21 protein-coding genes and 1 pseudogene are annotated in these 20,856 nt (G+C 42.6%); 10 read left to right on the top strand and 12 right to left on the bottom strand.

All coding sequences use genetic code 11. The features are described from left to right. Positions 1-40 precede the first annotated feature (40 nt). Positions 41-1,405 carry a TonB-dependent receptor gene (locus tag AABK37_RS32805; protein ID WP_432555663.1) on the bottom strand — a complete coding sequence of 455 codons (1,365 nt, stop codon included), beginning with the start codon at positions 1,403-1,405 and terminating at the stop codon, positions 41-43. A 318-nt stretch (positions 1,406-1,723) separates the two neighbouring features. On the opposite strand from AABK37_RS32805, the gene AABK37_RS32800 reads away from it, so the two are divergent. Then, positions 1,724-2,368 carry a PEP-CTERM sorting domain-containing protein gene (locus tag AABK37_RS32800; protein WP_432555662.1) on the top strand — a complete coding sequence of 215 codons (645 nt, stop codon included), beginning with the start codon at positions 1,724-1,726 and terminating at the stop codon, positions 2,366-2,368. A 149-nt stretch (positions 2,369-2,517) separates the two neighbouring features. Next, on the top strand, positions 2,518-3,066 hold the full coding sequence (locus AABK37_RS32795; RefSeq protein WP_432555661.1) for a Uma2 family endonuclease: 549 nt from the start codon (positions 2,518-2,520) through the stop codon (positions 3,064-3,066). Here the strand turns inward: AABK37_RS32795 and AABK37_RS32790 are convergent. Continuing rightward, positions 3,016-3,312 (bottom strand): hypothetical protein, encoded by a 297-nt coding sequence (locus tag AABK37_RS32790; RefSeq protein ID WP_432555660.1) that lies wholly within the window; start codon positions 3,310-3,312, stop codon positions 3,016-3,018. The genes AABK37_RS32795 and AABK37_RS32790 overlap by 51 nt on opposite strands. Before the next feature lie 155 nt (positions 3,313-3,467). Between AABK37_RS32790 and AABK37_RS32785 the strand changes: the two genes are divergently transcribed. The 4 genes from AABK37_RS32785 to AABK37_RS32770 all read left to right on the top strand — a co-directional run bounded on the left by AABK37_RS32785 (position 3,468) and on the right by AABK37_RS32770 (position 6,905). Further along, positions 3,468-3,860 carry a hypothetical protein gene (locus AABK37_RS32785; RefSeq protein WP_432555659.1) on the top strand — a complete coding sequence of 131 codons (393 nt, stop codon included), beginning with the start codon at positions 3,468-3,470 and terminating at the stop codon, positions 3,858-3,860. Between the two features lie 58 nt (positions 3,861-3,918). After that, a complete protein-coding gene (locus tag AABK37_RS32780; RefSeq protein WP_432555658.1) occupies positions 3,919-4,092 on the top strand; it encodes a hypothetical protein in 174 nt (57 codons plus the stop codon). 79 nt (positions 4,093-4,171) lie between these two features. Continuing rightward, positions 4,172-5,869 (top strand): precorrin-3B C(17)-methyltransferase, encoded by a 1,698-nt coding sequence (cobJ, locus tag AABK37_RS32775; protein WP_432555657.1) that lies wholly within the window; start codon positions 4,172-4,174, stop codon positions 5,867-5,869. Between the two features lie 256 nt (positions 5,870-6,125). After that, complete coding sequence (locus AABK37_RS32770) at positions 6,126-6,905, top strand: FHA domain-containing protein (RefSeq protein ID WP_432555656.1); 780 nt, start codon at positions 6,126-6,128, stop codon at positions 6,903-6,905. A 121-nt stretch (positions 6,906-7,026) separates the two neighbouring features. Here the strand turns inward: AABK37_RS32770 and AABK37_RS32765 are convergent, their stop codons facing one another. Both AABK37_RS32765 and dacB read right to left on the bottom strand, forming a co-directional pair. Further along, complete coding sequence (locus AABK37_RS32765) at positions 7,027-7,296, bottom strand: GlsB/YeaQ/YmgE family stress response membrane protein (protein ID WP_432555655.1); 270 nt, start codon at positions 7,294-7,296, stop codon at positions 7,027-7,029. A gap of 343 nt (positions 7,297-7,639) precedes the next feature. Next, a complete protein-coding gene (gene dacB / locus AABK37_RS32760) occupies positions 7,640-9,112 on the bottom strand; it encodes a D-alanyl-D-alanine carboxypeptidase/D-alanyl-D-alanine endopeptidase (RefSeq protein ID WP_432555654.1) in 1,473 nt (490 codons plus the stop codon). Between the two features lie 301 nt (positions 9,113-9,413). On the opposite strand from dacB, the gene AABK37_RS32755 reads away from it, so the two are divergent. The 3 genes from AABK37_RS32755 to AABK37_RS32745 all read left to right on the top strand — a co-directional run bounded on the left by AABK37_RS32755 (position 9,414) and on the right by AABK37_RS32745 (position 11,071). After that, positions 9,414-10,010: a hypothetical protein gene (locus tag AABK37_RS32755; protein ID WP_432555653.1), complete on the top strand. Its 597-nt coding sequence runs from the start codon at positions 9,414-9,416 to the stop codon at positions 10,008-10,010. Between the two features lie 111 nt (positions 10,011-10,121). Further along, positions 10,122-10,511: a helix-turn-helix domain-containing protein gene (locus AABK37_RS32750; RefSeq protein ID WP_432555652.1), complete on the top strand. Its 390-nt coding sequence runs from the start codon at positions 10,122-10,124 to the stop codon at positions 10,509-10,511. Then, on the top strand, positions 10,508-11,071 hold the full coding sequence (locus AABK37_RS32745) for an IS630 family transposase (protein WP_432555651.1): 564 nt from the start codon (positions 10,508-10,510) through the stop codon (positions 11,069-11,071). The genes AABK37_RS32750 and AABK37_RS32745 overlap by 4 nt, the downstream gene beginning before the upstream one ends. 167 nt (positions 11,072-11,238) lie before the next feature. Here the strand turns inward: AABK37_RS32745 and AABK37_RS32740 are convergent, their stop codons facing one another. Next, positions 11,239-12,567, bottom strand: coding sequence for an ATP-grasp domain-containing protein (locus tag AABK37_RS32740; protein ID WP_432555650.1), 1,329 nt, complete (start codon positions 12,565-12,567; stop codon positions 11,239-11,241). A gap of 31 nt (positions 12,568-12,598) precedes the next feature. Here AABK37_RS32740 and AABK37_RS32735 point away from each other — a divergent pair, with 31 nt between their 5' ends. Continuing rightward, positions 12,599-12,721, top strand: coding sequence for a hypothetical protein (locus AABK37_RS32735; RefSeq protein ID WP_432555649.1), 123 nt, complete (start codon positions 12,599-12,601; stop codon positions 12,719-12,721). Here the strand turns inward: AABK37_RS32735 and AABK37_RS32730 are convergent. The 7 genes and pseudogenes from AABK37_RS32730 to AABK37_RS32700 form a co-directional block, all read right to left on the bottom strand. After that, positions 12,698-13,519 (bottom strand): O-methyltransferase, encoded by an 822-nt coding sequence (locus AABK37_RS32730; RefSeq protein ID WP_432555648.1) that lies wholly within the window; start codon positions 13,517-13,519, stop codon positions 12,698-12,700. The genes AABK37_RS32735 and AABK37_RS32730 overlap by 24 nt on opposite strands. Continuing rightward, complete coding sequence (locus tag AABK37_RS32725) at positions 13,519-14,805, bottom strand: sedoheptulose 7-phosphate cyclase (RefSeq protein ID WP_432555647.1); 1,287 nt, start codon at positions 14,803-14,805, stop codon at positions 13,519-13,521. The genes AABK37_RS32730 and AABK37_RS32725 overlap by 1 nt, the downstream gene beginning before the upstream one ends. Before the next feature lie 1,033 nt (positions 14,806-15,838). Next, positions 15,839-15,947 (bottom strand): annotated as a pseudogene (locus AABK37_RS32720) (IS982 family transposase); the annotation flags it as partial. Between the two features lie 50 nt (positions 15,948-15,997). Beyond that, entirely contained in the window at positions 15,998-17,278 is a 1,281-nt protein-coding gene (gene hisD, locus AABK37_RS32715) for a histidinol dehydrogenase (protein WP_432555646.1), read from the bottom strand. Positions 17,279-17,403: 125 nt separating this feature from the next. After that, positions 17,404-19,293, bottom strand: coding sequence for a biosynthetic-type acetolactate synthase large subunit (gene ilvB / locus AABK37_RS32710; protein ID WP_432555645.1), 1,890 nt, complete (start codon positions 19,291-19,293; stop codon positions 17,404-17,406). Positions 19,294-19,376: 83 nt separating this feature from the next. Continuing rightward, entirely contained in the window at positions 19,377-19,562 is a 186-nt protein-coding gene (locus AABK37_RS32705) for a hypothetical protein (protein WP_432555644.1), read from the bottom strand. Beyond that, the gene (locus tag AABK37_RS32700; RefSeq protein ID WP_432555664.1) at positions 19,562-20,821 is read right to left on the bottom strand and encodes an MFS transporter; all 1,260 of its coding nucleotides are present in this window, start codon (positions 20,819-20,821) and stop codon (positions 19,562-19,564) included. The genes AABK37_RS32705 and AABK37_RS32700 overlap by 1 nt, the downstream gene beginning before the upstream one ends. Positions 20,822-20,856: the final 35 nt, after the last annotated feature.

Here is a 20,856-nt window from a genome sequence, read left to right as displayed (position 1 = left end):
TCTTCCTGCCAAGTGTAGGATTTGCTGTCCAGTATAAATACTAACTCCAACTGAATAGATAGTTGATGTTTGAATATATTTGACTATGCGAAAGGTAACTATAAGACCCAATCACCTTCAGCCCTGGCAAAATTTCACCCCCAATATCCAACTCAATGCCTCGACTCTGCTGCTCCCCGGTCTGAATAGAAAATCTCCGGTCATTGGGATCGGGCGTTGTAATATTCGTCTTAGTCAGCTGATAGGCGGCTAAGGTGGTCGAAAGCTTTCCGTCTAGAAAATCTGCTTTCACCCCGACTTCATACTGAGTTCCCCGGCTCGGCAGAAACGCCCTCCCATCCGGGTTAAATCCTAGAGACTGCTTAAAAGATTGACTGTAGCTGGCATAAAGAGAAACCGTTTTGCTGGGCTGATACACAAAGCCAATCCGGGGACTGAAGGCACCATCATTTTGCACCGTCTTACTACCTTCTCTTTGAAATTCTAAATTCCCTATTTCATTTTCATTGGACAACCAATCATAGCGACCACCAATCAGGAGTTTCAGGTTATCACTCAGCGCAATTTGATCTTGAAGGTAGACCCCATAAGATTGAGTCCTGGTCGTACCACCACCATCACTTATATCAAATTCGGGTCTGGGAATATCGTAATTTGGGTTGAGGATATCGAGATCGGGCACATTAATACTAGGAGAAACGTATAGATAATCCCCGGAAAAGTAGTTTAAATCAAAGCCCACTAAAAGTTGGTGTGAAATCGATCCTGTATTAAATTTCCCCAGCAAGTCGATTTGTCCAAAATAGTTATTATCTCTAGTCTTACCCTCATAAGTCTGATAGTTTGTGAGGAAGCGATCATCCACTATTGTTTGAGGAAGAGCTTCGTTTCGGGTAAGACGATTCAAACTCAGAGCAACACTATTCCGAAGCTGCCAGTTATCGCTATGTTGCAATGCTTTTGGTAATTCTCCGGAGGAATTGCCAATGAAGGACTGGAACAATTCTGGTTCTAAATGCACGCCCACCAACAGTTGCTGTCCTTGTGAAAACTCATCTTCTCCTTTAACAATCATGCCACTACCGCAAAAACCATACTGTCCGGCTGCTGTCTGATTAACTCCCCAAGGAGAGTTTTCCCACCACTGTCCTGAAAGCATCAACCAAAACTCTAGGGGATGTGGATGGTCAATGCGTTGTTTTATCAGATTGTCATGGCGCTGATAGCTCTCAATCTCCAACACCAAGTTTTGTCGCAATTCCACTCGTCGAAGATGTCCTTCTCCTAATGTTTGGGGACACTTCCAGGTAACATCTAAGCGATCGTCGGGGTCATTGTTTTGTGGGGTTTCGTTAACTTCTTCAAAGAGTTCCTCGTGAGCCTGTGCCGAAATAATGATAGTCATGATTCATTTAACTAGAACTTATTGAGATTAATTATCACTATTTCCTTAACCCCACACAAGCTAGATTACTGACAATTGTTAGCAATTTTTGAGAAAAAACCACGCTTGTACAGCATTAGATATCTCGATCAATTAAATATGCGTTATCCAGAACCATTGAAAATAAATCCCCAAGCTAAATTATCAGCACACGTTTACTTTTTGTTATAAACACCCTGTAAAAATTTATGAATTATTAAATTAATATCCGTTGATTACTGTAGATTTATCATTATATGGTTGTCAAACTAAATACTTAGTACTAAACTCGGAGGGCAAATGATGAAGAGTTTATATACTGCATGGGTGTTCGGTGTAACGCTGACATTAGTCGGTTTTGGATCTAGTGTCACAAAGGCGATCGCACAAACTACTTATCCATTTCAAGCTACCTATAACGCAGAAATTACCACTAAAGAAACGGATATACCGTTGGTTTTAGATACAACTGTCAGAGGGGAAACTTCTGATGCACCATATGGTCTAACTAACCTGATAATCAGGAACTACAGTCAGGTTGACCCTAATACTGGTGTAGCTACATATAATTCCGACCCAGCAACGTTTGGTTTACAAAACGTACCATTTGGTACTCTCACTTTGTCTGGTCAGGGAAATGATAAACTGTTTGGAACTAATAGAGGTACTGCTTCACTTCTTAGCGGTTCTGGTACAATAAGTATCACTGGTGGTGAAGGCAGATTTAGAGGTGCTACTGGCAGCTTAGATTTATTCCAGACTATTACATCCAATCCAGACCCAACTGGGCTAACTGCACCGATAATATCGCTGGGGACAATAAGTGGTTCGTTTTTCGTACCCAAAACAGTTCCGGAACCGAAAACAGTTCCGATGCTAGTCGGGATAGGTGTGATTGGAGCTGGTTTGGTGCTTAAACGACACCGCCGAGCTTCGATTGTGTAGAAGTAAATTATATCAGGTTCGTTAATTCATTTATATTATCCCTAAGGTAGAGAATAGAAGACCGGTTTTCTTTAATTACGAATATATAAATTGATTAAGCGAACTTGATATTAGTTATATGATTTAGGATCGAGAGAAAAGCGATCGCTATGATAACTCTAGCTAAATGGACAATAGAAGAATATCATCGCATGATTGCCGCAGGCATTTTAGATCATCGACGTGTGGAACTACTGAAGGGAGAAATTGTCGAAATGTCCCCAGAACGAGAACCCCACGCATATTTTAGCAGTGAAGCAGGAGAATATCTGACTCGCTTGTTAGGCGAACGCGCTATGATTCGTTCGAGTAAACCAATTACGCTACCTAACAACTCTGAGCCGGAACCAGATATTGCCATTGTACAACGCCTGGGGCGTGAATATTTACAGCATCACCCTTATCCGGAAAATATCTTTTGGCTGATTGAATACTCAAATTCCAGCTTGGACAAGGATTTAGAGATAAAAAATAAAGTTTATGCGGAAGTTAACATTCCTGAATATTGGGTAGTTAACTTGAAGAAAAGACAGCTTATAGTGTTTCGAGATCCTCAAGATGGGGAATATGCTTCAAAATCTACACTCTTGGGAGGGACAATTTACCCATTAGCATTTCCAGATGTAGCTGTATCGATAGATTCCATTGTCAGCGTTTAATTCAAAGTATATATTTTTGTCTACCTGCTTATCAACATCGAGACATTGATAAGCAATATCGCGATATTCATCATCCAAATCGCGACTTTCATTATCAATACCGCGATATTCATCATCCAAATCGCGACTTTCATTATCAATACCGCGATATTCATTATCCAAATCGCGACTTTCATTATCAATACCGCGATATTCATCATCAACATCGCGATTTTTGTCACTAATATTAAAGCGATTGATCGGCAATAAAATCAAGTGCAAAAGGCTAAATCAGATAAATTACTTAGAAAAATTAATTTAAAAAGTTTAATAGAAATACACTAATTACTTAATTTTACTGTACCGGAAAACAGTTTTATGAGGTCAAAATAGCTCTTAATCCCCCTCTAAGGAATATATTTATGCCTCGTCAAAAACGCACATCCCGTGTGATGGAAAAAGCTGAATTCAGAGCCGCTGGATTGAAAGCGATTGATTCAAAGATGGATTTTGGTGATAATTGCGATTTGCAAAACCTGACTCAATCAATTGAGCAGTTACGCACTATGATTGATTCTTATAATGCCGCTCTAGCTATGATTGACTCTTCTAAAACTAAAATTGATCAGATGGAAAAAAGCTTGAGTAATCTTTCAGACAAGTTGGTGAGGGGAGTTGCTTTCAAGTATGGCACAAACAGCAACGAATATGAGATAGCGGGTGGTGTTCGTCAGAGCGATCGCATCCGTAAAAGCAGGTTAACTCGTTTGAAAAGTAGTATACAAGAAACATCCTCTGACGCTCAAACCGCTTAGTATTATCAATAGGTAAAGCGTGTCACTAGACATTTCTATTTAGAAGCAACTCGAAGCGATGTCTAACGACAAGCCCTTCGGCTTGGTGCAGTCGCTCATGGGGGTAACGAACACGACCGCGCTGCTTCACCGCTGCGCGTCTACGCGCTACGAATCTGATTTTGGCAACAACCGCGATCGCATTTTTTCTCGATTGTTAAGCGATCGCGGAGAAATTCGTAGTGAGGACTGAAGTCCTCATATCATATAAAGAAAAGGACTTCAGTCCTTACTACATATGACACAATAGACATTGCCGCATTATTATCAACATGGCTGCTTGTGCAATTGTCGTTCTCGGTCAAAATAGTGTAACCTTAGCAAAGCAAATAAAAACAGGTTTGCTGAATGCGAGTATTTACGGTTTGGCGGAACGTACATCAAATGTCGATGTCAGTTTCACAAACTTTGGGGAAACACTGCGAGAATTATTTGCAAAGGGAACTCCGATAATCGGGATTTGTGCAGCAGGAATTCTCATCCGCACTCTTGCGCCAATTATATCTGATAAGCGTCAAGAACCACCTGTGTTAGCTGTAGCGGAAGATGGTAGCGCTGTTGTCCCGTTGTTGGGAGGACTTCAAGGTGTGAATGATTTAGCCAGACAAATTGCCGCAGTGCTTCAGGTAAAAGCGGCAATTACCACAACCGGAGATATCCGCTTTCACACGGCACTTTTATCTCCTCCACCAGGATATCATTTAGCGAATCCAGATGATGCAAAAAAATTTATTTCTGATTTACTTGCAGGTGCAACGGTAAAATTGAAAGGAACTGCACCTTGGCTAGTTAACAGTAAACTGCCTTTTGACGAAGAAGGAAAGCTAACTATTCAGATTACAGAATATGAAGTGCCGCTAACACCAGACTGTTTGGTTTATCATCCAGCAACTCTGGCAATTGGAGTCAGCAATGCTTCAGCAGTAAACTTAGAAGAAGCAGTATCTTGCATTCAGCAAATGCTAGCCGATGCTAAACTTTCAATTTTCTCGGTAGCGGGTGTCTTTACCTTAGACGAAGAAGCCGCATCAGTAATTGAGGAAATTGCCGATGCTTTAAATGTACCAGTTCGTTTCTTAAATTGTCATGAGAAAAACGCAGTTGCGATCGCTTTAACTGCAACCGGTGCTAATGGTAAATTACTTATACAACAAGAATGTGGTATAAATCTTGCTGTTGCTGTTTCTCAGGAAGTAATCGATATTAAGACAATTGGTAAGGCAAGGGGACAATTATTTATCGTTGGTACTGGTCCTGGTGCGGCAAATTGGATGTCTCCGGAAGTCAAGCAAATTCTTAGTGAAGCCACAGACCTGGTGGGTTATAGCTTTTACCTAGATTTAGCTGGTTCGTTGCGAGAAGGACAGCGACGACATGAGTTTGATAATCGCGAGGAACTCGCACGCGCAGAGATGGCTTTGGATTTAGCCGCAGAGGGGCGAATAGTTGCGGTGGTTTCTTCTGGCGACCCTGGTATATATGCAATGGCGGCGGCGGTGTTTGAGGTGCTTGATTGCAATCAACCGAAATGGCAAAGTATCAAAATTCATGTTGCCCCTGGTATTTCTGCTATACAAGCTGCCGCAGCGAGAATTGGAGCGCCTATCGGTCATGATTTCTGCGTGATTTCTCTGTCGGATATTCTCAAACCTTGGTCTATTATCGAACGTCGGATTATTGCCGCTGCTGAAGCTGATTTTGCGATCGCCTTCTACAACCCCGCATCCAAACAACGCACCTCACAACTTGCATCTGCGCGTGATATCTTGTTGCGGTATCGTTCGCCACAAACTATAGTCGTACTTGCCCGGAATGTTGGGCGGGTGGGGGAATCAGTTGTAGTGCGGACTTTGGCTGATTTATCGCCTCAGGAGGTAGATATGCGTACTTTGGTGTTAGTTGGTTCCAGCAAGACGCGCACAGTGCCGCATACTGGGGGTGTTTGGGTTTATACTCCACGCAAGTATTAAGTCGGTGCGGTAGAGAAAATATGAAGAAAAATATCTCTTGCAATAATCAGTTCTAAGGCTAAAATAAATTATATCATGTCCACACTTATTAACACTAATAAAAATATCGCAACCGTCATAGAGACGTTCCACACCGAACGTCTCTACAATATATATAGTTTGCAGGATATGATATCACAGATAAACACAGATTACCTCAGTTAGGAGTAATACAATATTAAAAATTATTAACAAATTGATGGTTAGAAAATAAATTATGCAATATTTAGGAATATTGAATACAACATTGAGTTTAGAACTTTTTCATCTTCAAACCAATACGTCTTTGGAGTTACCAGCGATTTCTGTAATTCGTATTGGTAAGCCAAATGAGCAAGTTCCAGTCGATATTGATGTTTCCCTATTAAGTAATGCTGATGCTGTTTCTCGGCTTCATGCAGAGATTCATATAGAAGGAAATAGTTACTATATTGAAGATTTAGGAAGCACTAACGGTACATATATTAACAATACAAAGTTAATATCTAAAACTCGTTATCAGCTTAAGTTAGGAGATAAAATAGACCTGGGTCAAGAAAGTAAAGTAACATTTATTTTTCAACAGAAAGAACACAAAGTAAATATTTTTTCGACTGCAAATCCTACAGGGATTCAGCGAGATGTTGAAAACGGTAAATCAATTCAAGTAGACCGTCCAAGCAAGTTTGTCGGCTTGGCATTAATGGTTGCAGGAATTGTAATTTTTGCAGCAAATACTCAAGTGGGTCTTTTTGTGCGTATTCCTGGTGTATTGCTATGTATCGCCGGCGTTGTAGTGTTAATGCAGCAGCGAATAAGACGTAATTACGGATGGATTTTGATAGCGCTAGGAATAGCAGTCATCGTTTTTACTGGCAATGTCTTCGCATCAGTTAATTTTCTTGCTATTCTGATTGCATCGGCTTTATTATTTGCTGGATATCAGCTTTTTAGTACAGGGAAAGTGTTTAATTATAGTTTGCGATCGCTTGACGGATTATTAAAGAATAAAAAATAAATTAGGGTGGAGTTAGCTACCCACCCGGTTATTTTCTCCAGGTAATATCAAGTAACAATTTCTCAAAAAATCGCTTACACCCAGGTTCTCATTGTTACTTGATTTCCAGCATGATAAATTCTTATGCAGTGCGACGGCTAAACCAGTTCCACAGAAACACGGCAATGATTGCACCGAGTACAGCTACAGCAATTCCAGGAATGCTCAAACTTGTAGCTGTCAGTTGTAAAGTTCCCGTAGTCAGAAAAGTTCCCAATGTACCACCAACGAAAGCACCGATAATACCTAATAAGATTGTACCGAGAATACCACCACCTTGATGACCGGGATAAATAGCTTTAGCGATCGCGCCAGCCAACAAACCTAAAACAATCCATGCAACTATATTCATTGTTTTATTCCTTTGAATTCAATGTTTCCTTTCTTTTGATGAATACAGAATATCAATGTCCCGATTAAAAACCAATCTGTCAGGCGAAAGAAATGTCAAATTTCCACTATTCCTTCTGGTTAGCTGCTTTGGAGTAGATATATCTATCTTTTGGTTTGTCTTTATTTAATTACTTAATCAACAGTCAGGAGTAAAAAGACCTATTTCTTTTGGTTACATCCACCGCTAACTAAACAACCAGCGCTAGTATATTTGTTGAAACTAAGAAGAGATAAGTGGGCATAAATAAACTTAATTCTATTTTGACCATGCCCAATGCCCCATGCCCCATGCCCAATGCCCATCAACACCGCTGTAGTTGAGATAACAAGACGACAATTTCATCAACTCCTTCGCGCAAAGCTTTCGCCTTTTGTTCGCTTTGATTAACAATAATGCTGAAAACCAAAGGCTCATATTTGGGAGTATTTACATATCCAGATAAAGAAACAACACCTGTCACCGTGCCTGTTTTTGCTTGTACAATACCTTCAGCAGGTGTGTTGAGAAAGCGATTTTTCAGAGTACCGCTTTTGCCGGCAATCGGTAAAGATGCGCGATAAACTGATGAGGAAGGTGTTTTTGCCATTGCTTGCAAAACTTGCACTAAAGCTTCTGGACTAATTAAATCATGTCGCGATAACCCGGAACCATCTACTAGAGCGTAACCTGTAGGATTGACTCCTAATCGAGTTAAAGTTGTTTTGAGAACTTCTAAACCAGCATTAACAGTAGTTTGATCTGGTTTTTTGGGTTGTAAAGACACAAGTGCCCTCAACAATGCCTCAGCATACAAATTGTTACTATTCTGATTTGTCTCCATCAGCAAGTCTGATAAAGGAGACGACTCTACAAAAGCTACTTCCTGTTGGTTAACACCCCCAGATACTACCGCTGTCTCTCGCAAACGGATTTTTTCACCAATCAAAGCTGTGCGAAAACGTCGCAAAAAGTAATTACTAGGATCGACCACAGGCACTTTAACTAAAAACGGATCGGCTTTCGCTGCTAGTTGCCCTTGAATTCGCAACACGTTTCCTGATAATTCGCGGGTAACATTGATAAAAGCTGGTTGTTTTTCCTCAACTGTCACCGATTGATTAATAATCTGCCAGAATCTCGCTTCGTTAAAATCAGTCCAGGCAACTTGTAAAGGTTTACCCACAGCTTGCGGTACCAAGTTGATACTAAACACATTTTGATTGAGAATCAAGCTGTTAACTGGTGCCCCATAGTCAGAGTAAACATCTTCCCATTCCCAGCTAGGGGACACAATATCCCCTTGAAAATAGCCCTGATCGGCAATCAACTTTGCAATTTGGGTAATTCCCTTTGCTTTCAACTGTTTTGCCAATGCTACAAGCTGAGTATCGCTGAAGCTAGGATCTCCCCTACCCACGACACGCACAACATTATTACCATCTTGATAAACAGAGGTGCGAATGCGGTAATTTGCCCCCAATCGCTGTAAAGCGGCTGCCGTTGTCAGCAGTTTGGCATTAGAAGCTGGAGTAAAATATTTCTGGGCATCCCGACTGTAAAGATTTTGCCCTTTATATAAAGGTTGCACCAAAATACCCCAGCGCACCCGACTGTATTGCGGACGGTTTATCACCTCATCCACCGCTGCTGCTAGTTGGGCAGGGCAAATATTTTTGGTTTTGGTTGCCGGCGCGACTTTTATTTGTGCTTGAGCAACTCTAGAATTAAATGCTATCTGGGTAGTCAAAAATAGCAGCAAACAACCCAGTGGTTTATTGAATGCCTTAAGTTTCACTCTCTTCTCCTCATCCCAATGATAGATTTTAGCACTCTGATATCAAACTTATACCAAGAGCGAAAAAAGAATGCGACAGATGGGTAGGGGCACGGCACTGCCGTGCCCCTACGAAGAATTTATGTGTCGCAAACATTATTTAAATTGGTATTATTTCCTCAGAGTACATCTAATTGATTAGTATATGAAGGATGCTGACATGTTTAATAGACAGCGGTCAATTGAAAATAATTCATAAGATGATAAAATCGCTTTTGTCAACCAACCTGCATATACAAAAATACGGAATAGAGGTAAACGTGTGAATACATTCTTGTCTGGTGTGGCTGTATTACTCTCTACTTTGGCTTTGATGTGTAGTGGCTATGCGGCTTATCAAGTTTTCACGTTACAGCAGACACTGAATAGTACGAAAACAGCGACTAATATCGCTCCGATTCCCATACCATCAGCTACCCCAACGGAAACTCCGACAGCAGCGATCGCACCAGCGCCAGTGACAACTACAACCTCAACATTAACCCCCGGTCAATTTGTGCAACCTGCCTTTGGTAATAAAGCAAAAGTAGAGTTACTTTCTCTAAAGCGAATTAAAGACCCAGAAAGCGGAAACCGTGATGTAGTCAACGTGCAGATGCGGGTGCGTCGTGTCATAGACAGAGTTACAGGTAGTGATATTATATCGATTGCCAGTACAACAGCTCGCAATCCTGACACTAGCGAAACATACAAGGCAGTTGCTTACGATCGCTCAACCGGAAGCGTTTCTTTGTTTGGGCTGCGTACAAATTCCTCAGCTGATGCCTATGTCTGGTTAAGGATTCCCGAAGGTGTGAATAACTTGGATATCTTTGTACCAGATACAGCAGCGTTTCAAAATGTACCAATTTCTAATTAAAGATTGATAAATTCGTAGTCAGGAATGCGCGTCCTCATCTTATTACAGCAATTTTCAGGTAATTGAACCACAAAATGTGAGAAACTATGCATAGAGTGATTGTTGAATTAGATGCCAGTAGCTTACTCAGAAGATTTACGTTCTCGTGTGATTGCAGCGTGGGAAGCGAAGGAAGGCTCTCAACGCCAGGTAGCTCAAAGATTTAAGGTCAGTTTATCATTTGTGCGGAACTTGCTACGTCATTATCGGACAAACGGGCAAATCGAAGCGAAACGACGAGGAGGAAACCTAAAACCGATAATTCAGGATGAACAACTAGCGCTCGTGAAGGCGTTGGTTGAAGAAAAAAATGATCTACTACTTTCAGAACTATGCGATCGCCTGATGGAAAAAACAGGGGTGAGGGTAAGTGTTCCGACTATGTATCGTGCGGTGGAGAAATTAGACCTGCGTTGCAAAAAAAAACTCTCTACGCTAGCGAGCAGGAAACGCAAAGAGTGACGGAGTTACGACATGACTATCGACGTTGGTTAGATCAAATTGATGTCCGAAACCTGGTCTTTGTCGATGAAGCCGGATTAAATTTATCGATGTCACGCTTGTTCGCTAGAGCCGTAAATGGAGAACGAGCAGTTAGCAGTACTCCAGGAACTAAGGGTGGAAATGTTTCCTTGATTGGCGCTATTAACATTGAAGGATTAGTGGCGACAATGACCGTACCAGGAAGTACAAATACTGAAGTATTTCTTACATATGTAACCCAGGTCTTAGCACCTCAGTTGTGGTCAGGAGCAATAGTTGTCATGGATAACCTTCGGGTTCATCAGGCAGAGCGTGTGCGAGTTGCGATTGAATCAGTCGGTGCAAAAGTCAAATTTTTACCACCTTACTCTCCTGATTTATCTCCAATTGAGCTTTGTTGGTCAAAACTCAAACAATTCCTCCGTTCGAGTCAGGCACGTACCCTTGAATCACTCAACCAAGCAATGACTGAAGCTGTAAATTATATTACTGAAGATGATGCCTTTGGTTGGTTCAACCACTGTGGTCTATTTATTTGAAAATTGCTGTAAGATAAGGGGCATTGGTGATTTCAGTTATAAAACTGGTAATATCATATAAAGAAAGAATGTGCCGTCGTAGAAGCAATTCATGAATTGCTTCTACGCTCATTCATACCTTAATTCAGCAACGCCAGATAAAGACTAAAGTCTTTACTACATTAATATTAATCGCCACCTAACTCAACAAGCTTACCAATGTTGAAATCTATTCTGATCCAACCTTTGAGCTTTTGTAAATTCTGAAGTATCAATAAAGGAATTTGCCAGTGATGTACTGTCAAAAATGGCAGCGGATCGCTAACACTATAAATCGCGTCCTTACCCCGAAAAATATTCTTAAACCACACTTGCAATTGCTGTAACGACTTAACATTAGTCAGCCTCCATACTTCATGATACAACCAATAAGTAGGCTTACTTTCAGGTAAAGGCTGCATCGGTGCGCTGAAAGTATCTTTACTCAAATATGCTTCTGCTACCCCAGGATGGTCATGAAACATCGTAATTGCTGAGTGCGTGCGGGGGTTACACTCAATTGCATAAACTGTTCCGTCTTCTTGTTCGATGAAGTCAAAAGAAATTTGTCCGGTCAAATTTAATTCCTTGACAAAATGACTAACCCATGATGTCATTTCTGGTTTATCAACATGTTCGTAGTTGACTTGAAATGCTGAAGAGTCCGAACAGCCGTGCAGTTTCAATTCTCCGTCTCGAACTGTGCTATGGGTGCAATACTCCTGTCCGGTAATAAATTCCTGCATCATCCAAGGATGATCTTCACTGATTGGCAAGTTTTTCACGTAGTTAGCCATGTCTGCACAGGGCAGCTTGACCATATCCAAGCGGTAAAATGAGCTATACGGAATACTCTTAAGAATGTATTTGCGGTTACTTTCCTCAAAGTTGAATTTTAAGATTTGTTCTGGATCTGTAATTAAATATGATTTTGGTGCTGTTAAACCAAGACTTAGTGCTTTTTCACTAAAGGTGAATTTGTCATCTAACATCTTGGTGACATCTGCATCAAAAGTAAAGGCTTCGCAGTAACCAGACAATGCTGGTTTTGCTAAAGAGTCATAATAACTAGCAACTGGACTGGATACGGGGATAAATATGTCAATATTTTCTTTTTTAACAATATCGAGCAAAGCTTGAATGTAACCGTCTGCATCTTCCTGCGGTTCGGGTACGGTGTAGAAGTTTTCGATAGAGTTGGAAAAGCGATGACCGGATAACCAGTATTTCTTGGTTTCAACTAAAAAAACTTTATGTCCGGCAGCGTGAAATAAACGAGCTAGTTGCAGAGCTTTGGTCATCTTACCACCTGTGAGCAAGATGTTTTTTGGGTTTTCTGCTGATACTTGCTTGTGGAAAGGCGATTTTAATAAACTCCATACTAATGATGCGAGTACCAAGCTGCAATTCACCGGAAATGCGATCGCCAGCAATAAAAGCGTACCCAGATTTTGAAATAATGCTCTAATCCGCGTCATAGGGAGGAGGGGGGAGGGGGGGAGTGGGAGAGTGGGGGAGTGGGGGAGGGGGGGAGGGGGGGCAGGGGGAGTATCAATTATCAGTTACCCATTACCCATTCCCCATGCCCAATGCCCAATTCCCCATTTTCTACAATCGTCTGATGATGGTTAAACCGTCTCGCAAGGGTAGCATTACCTGTTCAACGCGGTTGTCGTTTTTGACAACTAAGTTGAAGTTGGCGATCGCTTCTCCATTTGCTGTACGCTGTTCAGGTGGAAGATAAGGCTGTCCTTGCAATAAGGTATTGTCTACGCAGATGAAGCCGTTGGGAGCAAGCAAGTTTAAGTCTAGCAGCATCTGGAAGTACTGGACGTACTCTTTTTTATCGGCATCAATGAATACTAAGTCGAATGACTCTTTCATCTGTGCCAGTTTACCAAGAGTTTCCAGCGCTCCACCCAGTTGAACTTCTATTTTCTGTCCGTGGGGAGATTGCTCAAATAAGGACTTGGCAAAATCCGCTACATATGCATCTACCTCGCAAGCTACCAAACGCCCATCACTTGGCAATGCTTCTGCCATTGCCAGCGCTGAATAGCCGGTGAACATGCCGATATCTAACACAGTTTTTGCTTGTGTCATGTGGACAAACATTTTTAACGTTTGTCCTTCGACGTGTCCGGAAAGCATTTCCTGCTCTAATTCTCGCACTGTTGAGCCATCGCTAAATCGCTGTTTCCAAGCTTCTTGCTGGGTCGCTTTGGCGATCGCCCCTAATGCTGGGGATTCATCGGTGGTACACTCATCTAGATAAGGATCTAATAGAGCGGCTAGACGCAAGCATTGCTGTAAATGCTCTTTTAAACTTGGATTGTCTTGCGCTTGGGTAACAGCAGTTTCTAAATGTTCTACCAAGATACCCAGCGGTGTGACGGGACGCGCTTTTTCGACGTTGACAACATTAGGCATTAGTTGCCACTCCCTACCAATGTCTGATCGCTCATTACGTAGCTGTTGATTTCTTGCTCAACGCTGTTGATATTTTGCTCTACGCTGTTGACGTAAGCATCTATACCAGCACCAGCACGGGGATATGTGGCGCAAATTTGTTTGTGGTCTTTCAATCCAGCGTCTAATTCTTCGCGAGTCAAATCGTTGACGAAGAAGCATTCACCAATTGGTCTTGGCATCGCTGCACGTTGTAAACCGTCTCGTGTCAAAGTTATCGATTTAGTAGCGTACCACAACAAATCGCCATCGAGCAAATCGTCGTCAAGAGCAAGACCCACACGACTCATTAATCCGAGGATGCGATCGCGATCGGTGCTGCTGATATAACCTCGTTTTTCGGCTATTGTTGCACTCAATGCCATGTCAATATTCACAGCATGACCGTGTAACAGCGGTATTTTGGGAGTTAATTCTAGTGTAGGACTCCAAGTGTGTCCGTAGGCGATGACGCGATCAAGCATTAATTCGTGGAGGTTCGGTGTTTCCAACTCCAACATTCTCTTAATTGACTCGTAATTCACGCGCTTTGCTACTTCTTGCAATTCGGGAGTACCATCAACGTGCCCAAACCGTGTATTCAGTAAATCTTCGCCGTATTCATACAACAACTCGAATACTTCTGCGTGGGAAACAACGGCAATTTTCACCAATTCTGCCATTCCGTTACGGACTTGATCTATAGGAAGTGTCCGCAAAAAGGAAAAGTCGAGAAAAACTTTTTTCGCTGGGTGATAAGCACCTAAACGATTTTTGTCTTTACCGTGGTTTACGGCTACTTTGATCGCTACACCCGCATCAATTAAAGCAATCAAAGTTGTCGGAACGCGGATATAATTGGTGCTGCGGCGATAAGCCGCGCAAGTGAAGCCAACGACATCTAAAACTAATCCACCACCTACAACCAAAACTGGCTCTTTCCGCAGTAAATTATATGCCGAGAAAGCATCAGCTATCGACGAAAATGTGGTAAGATTTTTGTCGTTTTCCTCAATTCTTACAGGAAAAATGGTGAGATCGATGTTGTAATACTGGAAGTATTCTTGCATTTGCGAACCATAAAGCCGATTCACATTATGGTCAACTACTGCAAGACAACGCTTAAAACCTGCATAAGTATCTGCAAGGTCTTTGTTTTGTATCTCAAATAGTCCATTCACGAAGGCAAGACTAAAGTCAATTTTCTCGTAGCCTTCCACATGAAATTCAGTTTCAGTTGCCGTTAACTTTGGTTCGACGATACTCATTTTTTATGCCTTTAATCAACAGTTTTTACAGAATTCAGCAATTTATCTGGTATTTACTTAGGTTTTGCCCAAACCTGAGCCAGCGCGTTGCTTGAAACCTAAAACTGATAAACACTTGAAATCGTCTGGCTTTTCCAACTGAACATGAGGAATACAGCCCAAAAGCACCTTTAATTTGAGCCATTTAATACCACAACAAGAAACTATCGGTTTTGTTAAATAATTTTCTGTTTACAGGCATAACTAACTAAGTAGATAAGGCTGTGTAGTCAAAAATTTACTTGATTTTTTACTCATCTAATGCCTTATGCTTTAATCTACAGGGATTAGTCTGCAACTTTTTTAAATGATTGCTGTAAACAGATGCGTAGGGCAAGAGCCACTGCCGCGCGATCGCTTGCCAAGCAGCGATATGCTTACATTACAATACGCTTTTTTAAATCACATCATTCTTAAGATATATCATGATTTGGAATACAATTCTTATTTGCAAAGAAAAATGTTACTTAAATGGGATTGTTATTTTTCCAAACTTTGATAAAATCTGTTTAATTAGTTTTCCTATTTCTGCAAGAAAATATGTATTTTATTTCACAGTCAGGACTTTAGTCTTGGATTTAAGCGTTAAAACGCGCTTACCTACGAGCAAAAGTCAGGGATGGTGAAACTGATGGTTTTTTCCAAGCGATCGCCACTCTTTATTGATAATAATTACTTATCAAAAGAGTTACTTGAGGCGAAGTTGATAATTATACAAACCTGCTATCAGATTAAATCTTTAAAAATTCTAAAAGTTTTCAAATCAATGATTAATATGTTCATCAATTTGCCCTTACTCCCTTCCCGCTCGAAGAATACCTACTTAACGAACCGCGTTCGCCCTTGGTGTTTGGTGAAAGAGAAGGCACGTTCGCGCTTCGCGTCTCGAAGAGAAGGACACGTTCGCCCAGCCGCGTAGGAGTGAAGGAGAAGGAGGAAGGAAAAGAAGATAGGTAATTTTGTAGCGGGAAGAAAGTAAAAAAATGAGGCAGCTTCAGGGTTTTTGACGCAAATAGGTGTAAGCTGTCAAACCCGCCATCAAATTGACCAAGAAATTGAAGACACTCCGATGCCCTTGAATGTTCTATTTGGCACAGGACTTTGTTTTTGTCTTTGATTGGAAACGAGGAACTGCGAAATTATCTTGTGCTTATTATTGCAGGCGCACAGACACACTACCTGCATGGGCAGGTAAACCTTCTGCTTCTGCTAACGTCACGGCTGCTTTGCCTATTGTCTGTAATGCTTGTCGATCGCATTCCAAATAGGTAATCCGCTTGAGAAAGTCGTAGACACTCAAGCCAGAGGCAAATCGGGCAGAACGTGCAGTAGGCAGTACATGGTTGGGACCTCCTAGGTAATCGCCAACTGCTTCTGGGGTATAACGTCCTAGAAACACGCTACCTGCACATTTAATTTGATTGGCAAGCAGTTGTGGGTTGTCTGTACACAATTCCACATGTTCTGGAGCTAGTTGGTTTAGCAGTGGTATACTTTCTGTCAAATCGCTGACAAGAATCACGGCTGCATAATTTTGCCAACTGGCGTTGGCGACTTCTTTAGTAGGCAGGTTGGCGAGAATTTGCTCAACTGCTGCTATCACTTGTTGAGCAAAAATTTCCGAATCAGTAATCAAAATTGACTGGGCGCTAGGATCGTGTTCTGCTTGCGATAGCAAATCCCAGGCAATCCAATCTGGGTTATTTTGACTGTCGGCTACCACCAGAATTTCTGAAGGACCGGCGATGCTGTCAATGCCAACAGTGCCAAATACTTGACGTTTAGCTTCAGCAACATAAGCATTACCAGGACCGACAATTTTATCTACGGGGGCAATGCTTTGGGTACCATAGGCTAATGCTGCGATCGCTTGCGCCCCACCAATGCCGTAAATTTCCGTGACACCAGCAATTTGGGCAGCTGCGAATACGGCGGAATTAATCTCACCGCGAGGCATCGGTACTGTCATAACGATTCTTTCTACGCCTGCAATTTTGGCAGGTAGAGCGTTCATCAGTAAAGAACTAGGATAGCTGGCACGTCCTCCAGGTACATAAATTCCCACTTGAGACAGCGATATCCAATTTAATCCCAGTTTTACCCCTACAGTATCGGTGTAGCCAATATCTTGCGGTAGTTGTTTTTTATGGAAAGCCGCAATTCTCTCAGCAGCAAGTTCCAGCGCCGCCACTACATCAGTAGGACATTGTGCTGCGTGTTCGGCAATAAAGGTTTCGCTCAAACGCAAAGACTGGGGATTGTAGCGATCGAAGCGGCTAGTATAGTCCTTGACTGCGGCATCACCACGCATTTTCACATCAGCTAGAATCTCGCGTACTGTCCCGCTAACATCAACTGTAGCTTCCCGGCGATCGCTAACAAGGGTTTTGAATCGACTAGAAAAATCTTTGTCCGTAGTTTGAAGTAGCTGCATGGACAGTATCTCAGATGCGGTGAATTCTCTAATTAGTTTAACGTGGGTTTGACCGATTGAAAAATTACTACAAAGTAGGGTGAGCAATGCCCACCCTATTATTTAACCATTAATTTATTGCGGCTCTACAATTTCGTGCCGCAATCAGCGCAGAAGTTGTGATTGGGAGCGTTTTTCGCACCGCAATGGCTGCAATAAATCGGTTCTATTGCCGCTTTCGGGGCTTGTTTTGGCAAACCAATCATTTGTGCATTGTTTTTACCTGTGGGTACCATTGGGTAACAGTTTTCGTCTCTGGTGACAGGGACATTGACGATTACAGGTCCGTTGTGTGCTAGCATTTCGGCGATCGCTTCTTTCAACTCTTCACGGTTGCGAATCACCATCCCCTTTATGCCGTAAGCTTTTGCCAACAACTCAACGTCTGGCATTCCTACTTCCATATTTGAGCATGAGTAACGCTCCCCGTAAAACGCTTGCTGCCATTGCCGCACCATTCCCTGCCAGCCATTATTCAGAATCACAGTCTTGACATTTATGCCATACTGTGCTAACGTACCCAATTCTTGCAAGCACATTTGGAAACTGGCATCACCGCTGATACAAATAACTTCTTCATCCGGGAATGCCACTTTCGCACCCATTGCCGCAGGTAAGCCAAAACCCATCGTTCCCAAGCCAGCGCTGGAAATCCAGCGACGCGGACCATTTTTGAGGAATTGTGCCGCCCACATTTGATGTTGACCCACATCTGTGGTGTAGTAGGCATGGGGTGCTTGGCTTCCGATTTCCACAATCACTTCTTGCGGTGACATGCTGTCAGGATAATGCGGCACCACTAAAGGATATTCTTCCCGCCAGCGGTTAACTAAATTCAGCCATTCTTGAGTTTGGTTGGGCGTTCCCGTGACACCTGTTTGCTTGCAGCGACGCAACAAGTCAATTAACACATTCCGGACATCGCCGACAATCGGCACTTCCGGAATACGGTTTTTACCGACTTCTGCCGGGTCGATGTCGATGTGAATTACTTTAGCGCGGGAGGCGAATTCATCTAACTTGCCGGTAACGCGATCGTCAAATCTCGCACCAACGCAAATTAGCAAGTCACAATCAGTCACCGCAAAGTTAGCGTAAGCGGTGCCATGCATCCCTAACATTCCCAAAGCTAAAGGATGATGTTCGTCAAAAGCGCCAATACCCATCAACGTGGTAGTGACGGGAATATTGAATAATTCCGCAAGTTGTTTAACTTCTTCGTGGGCACTTGAAGCGATCGCTCCACCACCCACATACAATAGCGGACGGCGACTTTCACGAATCAAGTTAATTGCTGCATTTATCTGGCGGGGATTTCCCTTCACCGTGGGACGATATCCGGGTAACTTTACCGAACCCGGTTCTACAGGCACATAATCAAATTCTTCCAACGCCACATCCTTAGGAACATCAATTAAAACAGGTCCTGGACGTCCAGTGCTGGCGATGTGGAAGGCTTCGGCGACAATTCGCGCCATATCTTTCGGGTCGCGCACTACATAAGAATGCTTGACGATTGGTAAGGTAATTCCGTAAATATCAGTTTCTTGGAACGCATCCGTACCAATTACAGGTCTTGCTACCTGTCCGGTGACAATCACCATCGGGATTGAATCCATGTAAGCGGTAGCAATACCCGTTACTAAATTAGTTGCCCCTGGGCCCGATGTACCAAAGCACACCCCTACCTTTCCAGTAGCGCGGGCGTAACCGTCAGCGGCGTGGGATGCACCTTGTTCGTGTCTCACCAATATGTGCTTAATTGCACCAGTAGCTTCCACTTTGTACAAGTCATCGTAAATTGGCAGAATCGCACCGCCAGGATAGCCAAAAATATACTCAACGCCGTGACGACGCAAACTGTCCAGCAAAGCGAAACCACCACTGGCACGCTTGGGCGCGACTATTGGTGAGGAGACATTCGGCTGAATGTGAATCTCGGTTTGTGGGGAAGTGATTGGGGAAGGCGATCGCACTCTTAAACCTCAGACTATAACTAAGTTGATGTTTAAATTCTGTAGTTAACAATTCATTTTAATAGAAAAGCTGAATAGATTTGTCAAGAAACAATAATTTGGTAATTGGGAATTGGGCATTGGGCAATGGGGAATGGGTAATGGGGAATGGGGAGAGGGGGGAAATAATTATTCTCATTGTCCCCTTGTCCCCTTGTCCCCTTGTCCCCTTGTCTCCTTGTCCCCTTGTCCCCTTGTCTCCTTGTCCCCCCACTCTCCCCATTCCCCATTAAATTACATCTTTCAAGACGCGGCGGGTATTTTGCCAAGCCCAAACACCGACAGCAGCAACAACAATACTCATTACTACCAGCACAGTTCGCAAGCCGAAAGCATCAGTAATCGGACCTGTAATCGCTAAGGGTAGAGAAAGGGCAATATTCACAGCATGATTTTGAAAGCCAAATACTTTACCAAGCATTGTTGGCGGAGTTTGCTGTTGAATTAAGGTTTGCATCGGCACGCCAATTAAAGAAGCACCAATACCAAGCATTGCACACAATCCTAAAGCCAGCGCTAAATGGTTGATAAAAGTAAACAAGCCCAAAACCAGCGCCATCATCAAAAAGCCGATTAAGGGTAAAGGCTTGCCGTGTAATTTCTCGCCCCAGTTACCCAAACTCGCTGCACCCAAGACCATACCAACCCCAGCAGCTGCTAAGAAAAAACCAAATTGTTTCTCTTTCAAACCAAATTCCGCCGCCAATCTAATGCTCAATACCATTAAAGCTGCAAATACGCAATATAAAGTCACAAGTTGCAACATGGCATTCAACACTAAACGGTTTTTTTTCAGGTAGCGCAACCCCTGTTTGAAGTCAGCCCAAGGGCGAATTACCGCCTCAGCGTCGTCTGTTGCTTTGTTTTCTTTAAAATTAATCGGCTGCATGACTATAGCCGAGAAGACGTACAATGCACCGACTACAAGCTCTTGACCATATTTTTCTCCCAACAAGTCTTTTGCCCAACTCAACATCGGCTCACCGACTGCAAAGCCAACAATTAAAGCGCCCATCATTGTACTGCTAAACAGCGCATTAGCTGCCAACAAATTCTCTCGGCGCACGATTAAAGGAATGGCAGCTTGTTCAGCCGGGGCAAAAAACTGCGTCACAGTCGAGATGGCAAAAGTGACTATCAACAAAATCAGAAACTCTCGTGGCAAAAACGGCAGACACAGCGTCAATATACCGCGTACCACATCAGAGCCAACCATGATTAGCTTTTTGGGAAAGCGATCAACAAAAATGCCACCAGCAGAACCGAACAAAATTGCTGGTATTGTAAACGCCACCATCAAAGTTGAGTATTTGGAGTTTTGCGCGAACCCAGGAGATGGGTAGTATTCCAGCAGGGCAATCATCAAAACGAAGAAAACCTTATCTGCTAATTGGGACACTAGTTGCCCAATCCACAAAAGCATAAAAGCACGATTTTTTAGCAGGGCGCCAAACCCGTTATTAACAGCCGCAGGTTCAGTTGGGAACATTAGAAACTTAGGGATAAAGACTACGGTAGATGGGG

Source organism: Tolypothrix sp. VBCCA 56010, from assembly GCF_050875635.1.
Classification (GTDB): Bacteria; Cyanobacteriota; Cyanobacteriia; order Cyanobacteriales; family Nostocaceae; genus Hassallia.
This window is presented reverse-complemented; position numbering and strand designations above follow the sequence as displayed.

Bases quoted from the DNA above. Each gene is read 5' to 3' on its own strand.
- AABK37_RS32805 (WP_432555663.1), bottom strand. From the start codon at position 1,405: ATGACTATCATTATTTCGGCACAGGCTCACGAGGAACTCTTTGAAGAA.
- AABK37_RS32800 (WP_432555662.1), top strand. From the start codon at position 1,724: ATGATGAAGAGTTTATATACTGCATGGGTGTTCGGTGTAACGCTGACA.
- AABK37_RS32795 (WP_432555661.1), top strand. From the start codon at position 2,518: ATGATAACTCTAGCTAAATGGACAATAGAAGAATATCATCGCATGATT.
- AABK37_RS32785 (WP_432555659.1), top strand. From the start codon at position 3,468: ATGCCTCGTCAAAAACGCACATCCCGTGTGATGGAAAAAGCTGAATTC.
- AABK37_RS32780 (WP_432555658.1), top strand. From the start codon at position 3,919: ATGTCTAACGACAAGCCCTTCGGCTTGGTGCAGTCGCTCATGGGGGTA.
- cobJ (WP_432555657.1), top strand. From the start codon at position 4,172: ATGGCTGCTTGTGCAATTGTCGTTCTCGGTCAAAATAGTGTAACCTTA.
- AABK37_RS32770 (WP_432555656.1), top strand. From the start codon at position 6,126: ATGCAATATTTAGGAATATTGAATACAACATTGAGTTTAGAACTTTTT.
- AABK37_RS32765 (WP_432555655.1), bottom strand. From the start codon at position 7,296: ATGAATATAGTTGCATGGATTGTTTTAGGTTTGTTGGCTGGCGCGATC.
- AABK37_RS32750 (WP_432555652.1), top strand. From the start codon at position 10,122: ATGCCAGTAGCTTACTCAGAAGATTTACGTTCTCGTGTGATTGCAGCG.
- AABK37_RS32740 (WP_432555650.1), bottom strand. From the start codon at position 12,567: ATGACGCGGATTAGAGCATTATTTCAAAATCTGGGTACGCTTTTATTG.
- AABK37_RS32730 (WP_432555648.1), bottom strand. From the start codon at position 13,519: ATGCCTAATGTTGTCAACGTCGAAAAAGCGCGTCCCGTCACACCGCTG.
- AABK37_RS32725 (WP_432555647.1), bottom strand. From the start codon at position 14,805: ATGAGTATCGTCGAACCAAAGTTAACGGCAACTGAAACTGAATTTCAT.
- hisD (WP_432555646.1), bottom strand. From the start codon at position 17,278: ATGCAGCTACTTCAAACTACGGACAAAGATTTTTCTAGTCGATTCAAA.
- AABK37_RS32705 (WP_432555644.1), bottom strand. From the start codon at position 19,562: ATGGGGAATGGGGAGAGTGGGGGGACAAGGAGACAAGGGGACAAGGGG.
- AABK37_RS32700 (WP_432555664.1), bottom strand. From the start codon at position 20,821: ATGTTCCCAACTGAACCTGCGGCTGTTAATAACGGGTTTGGCGCCCTG.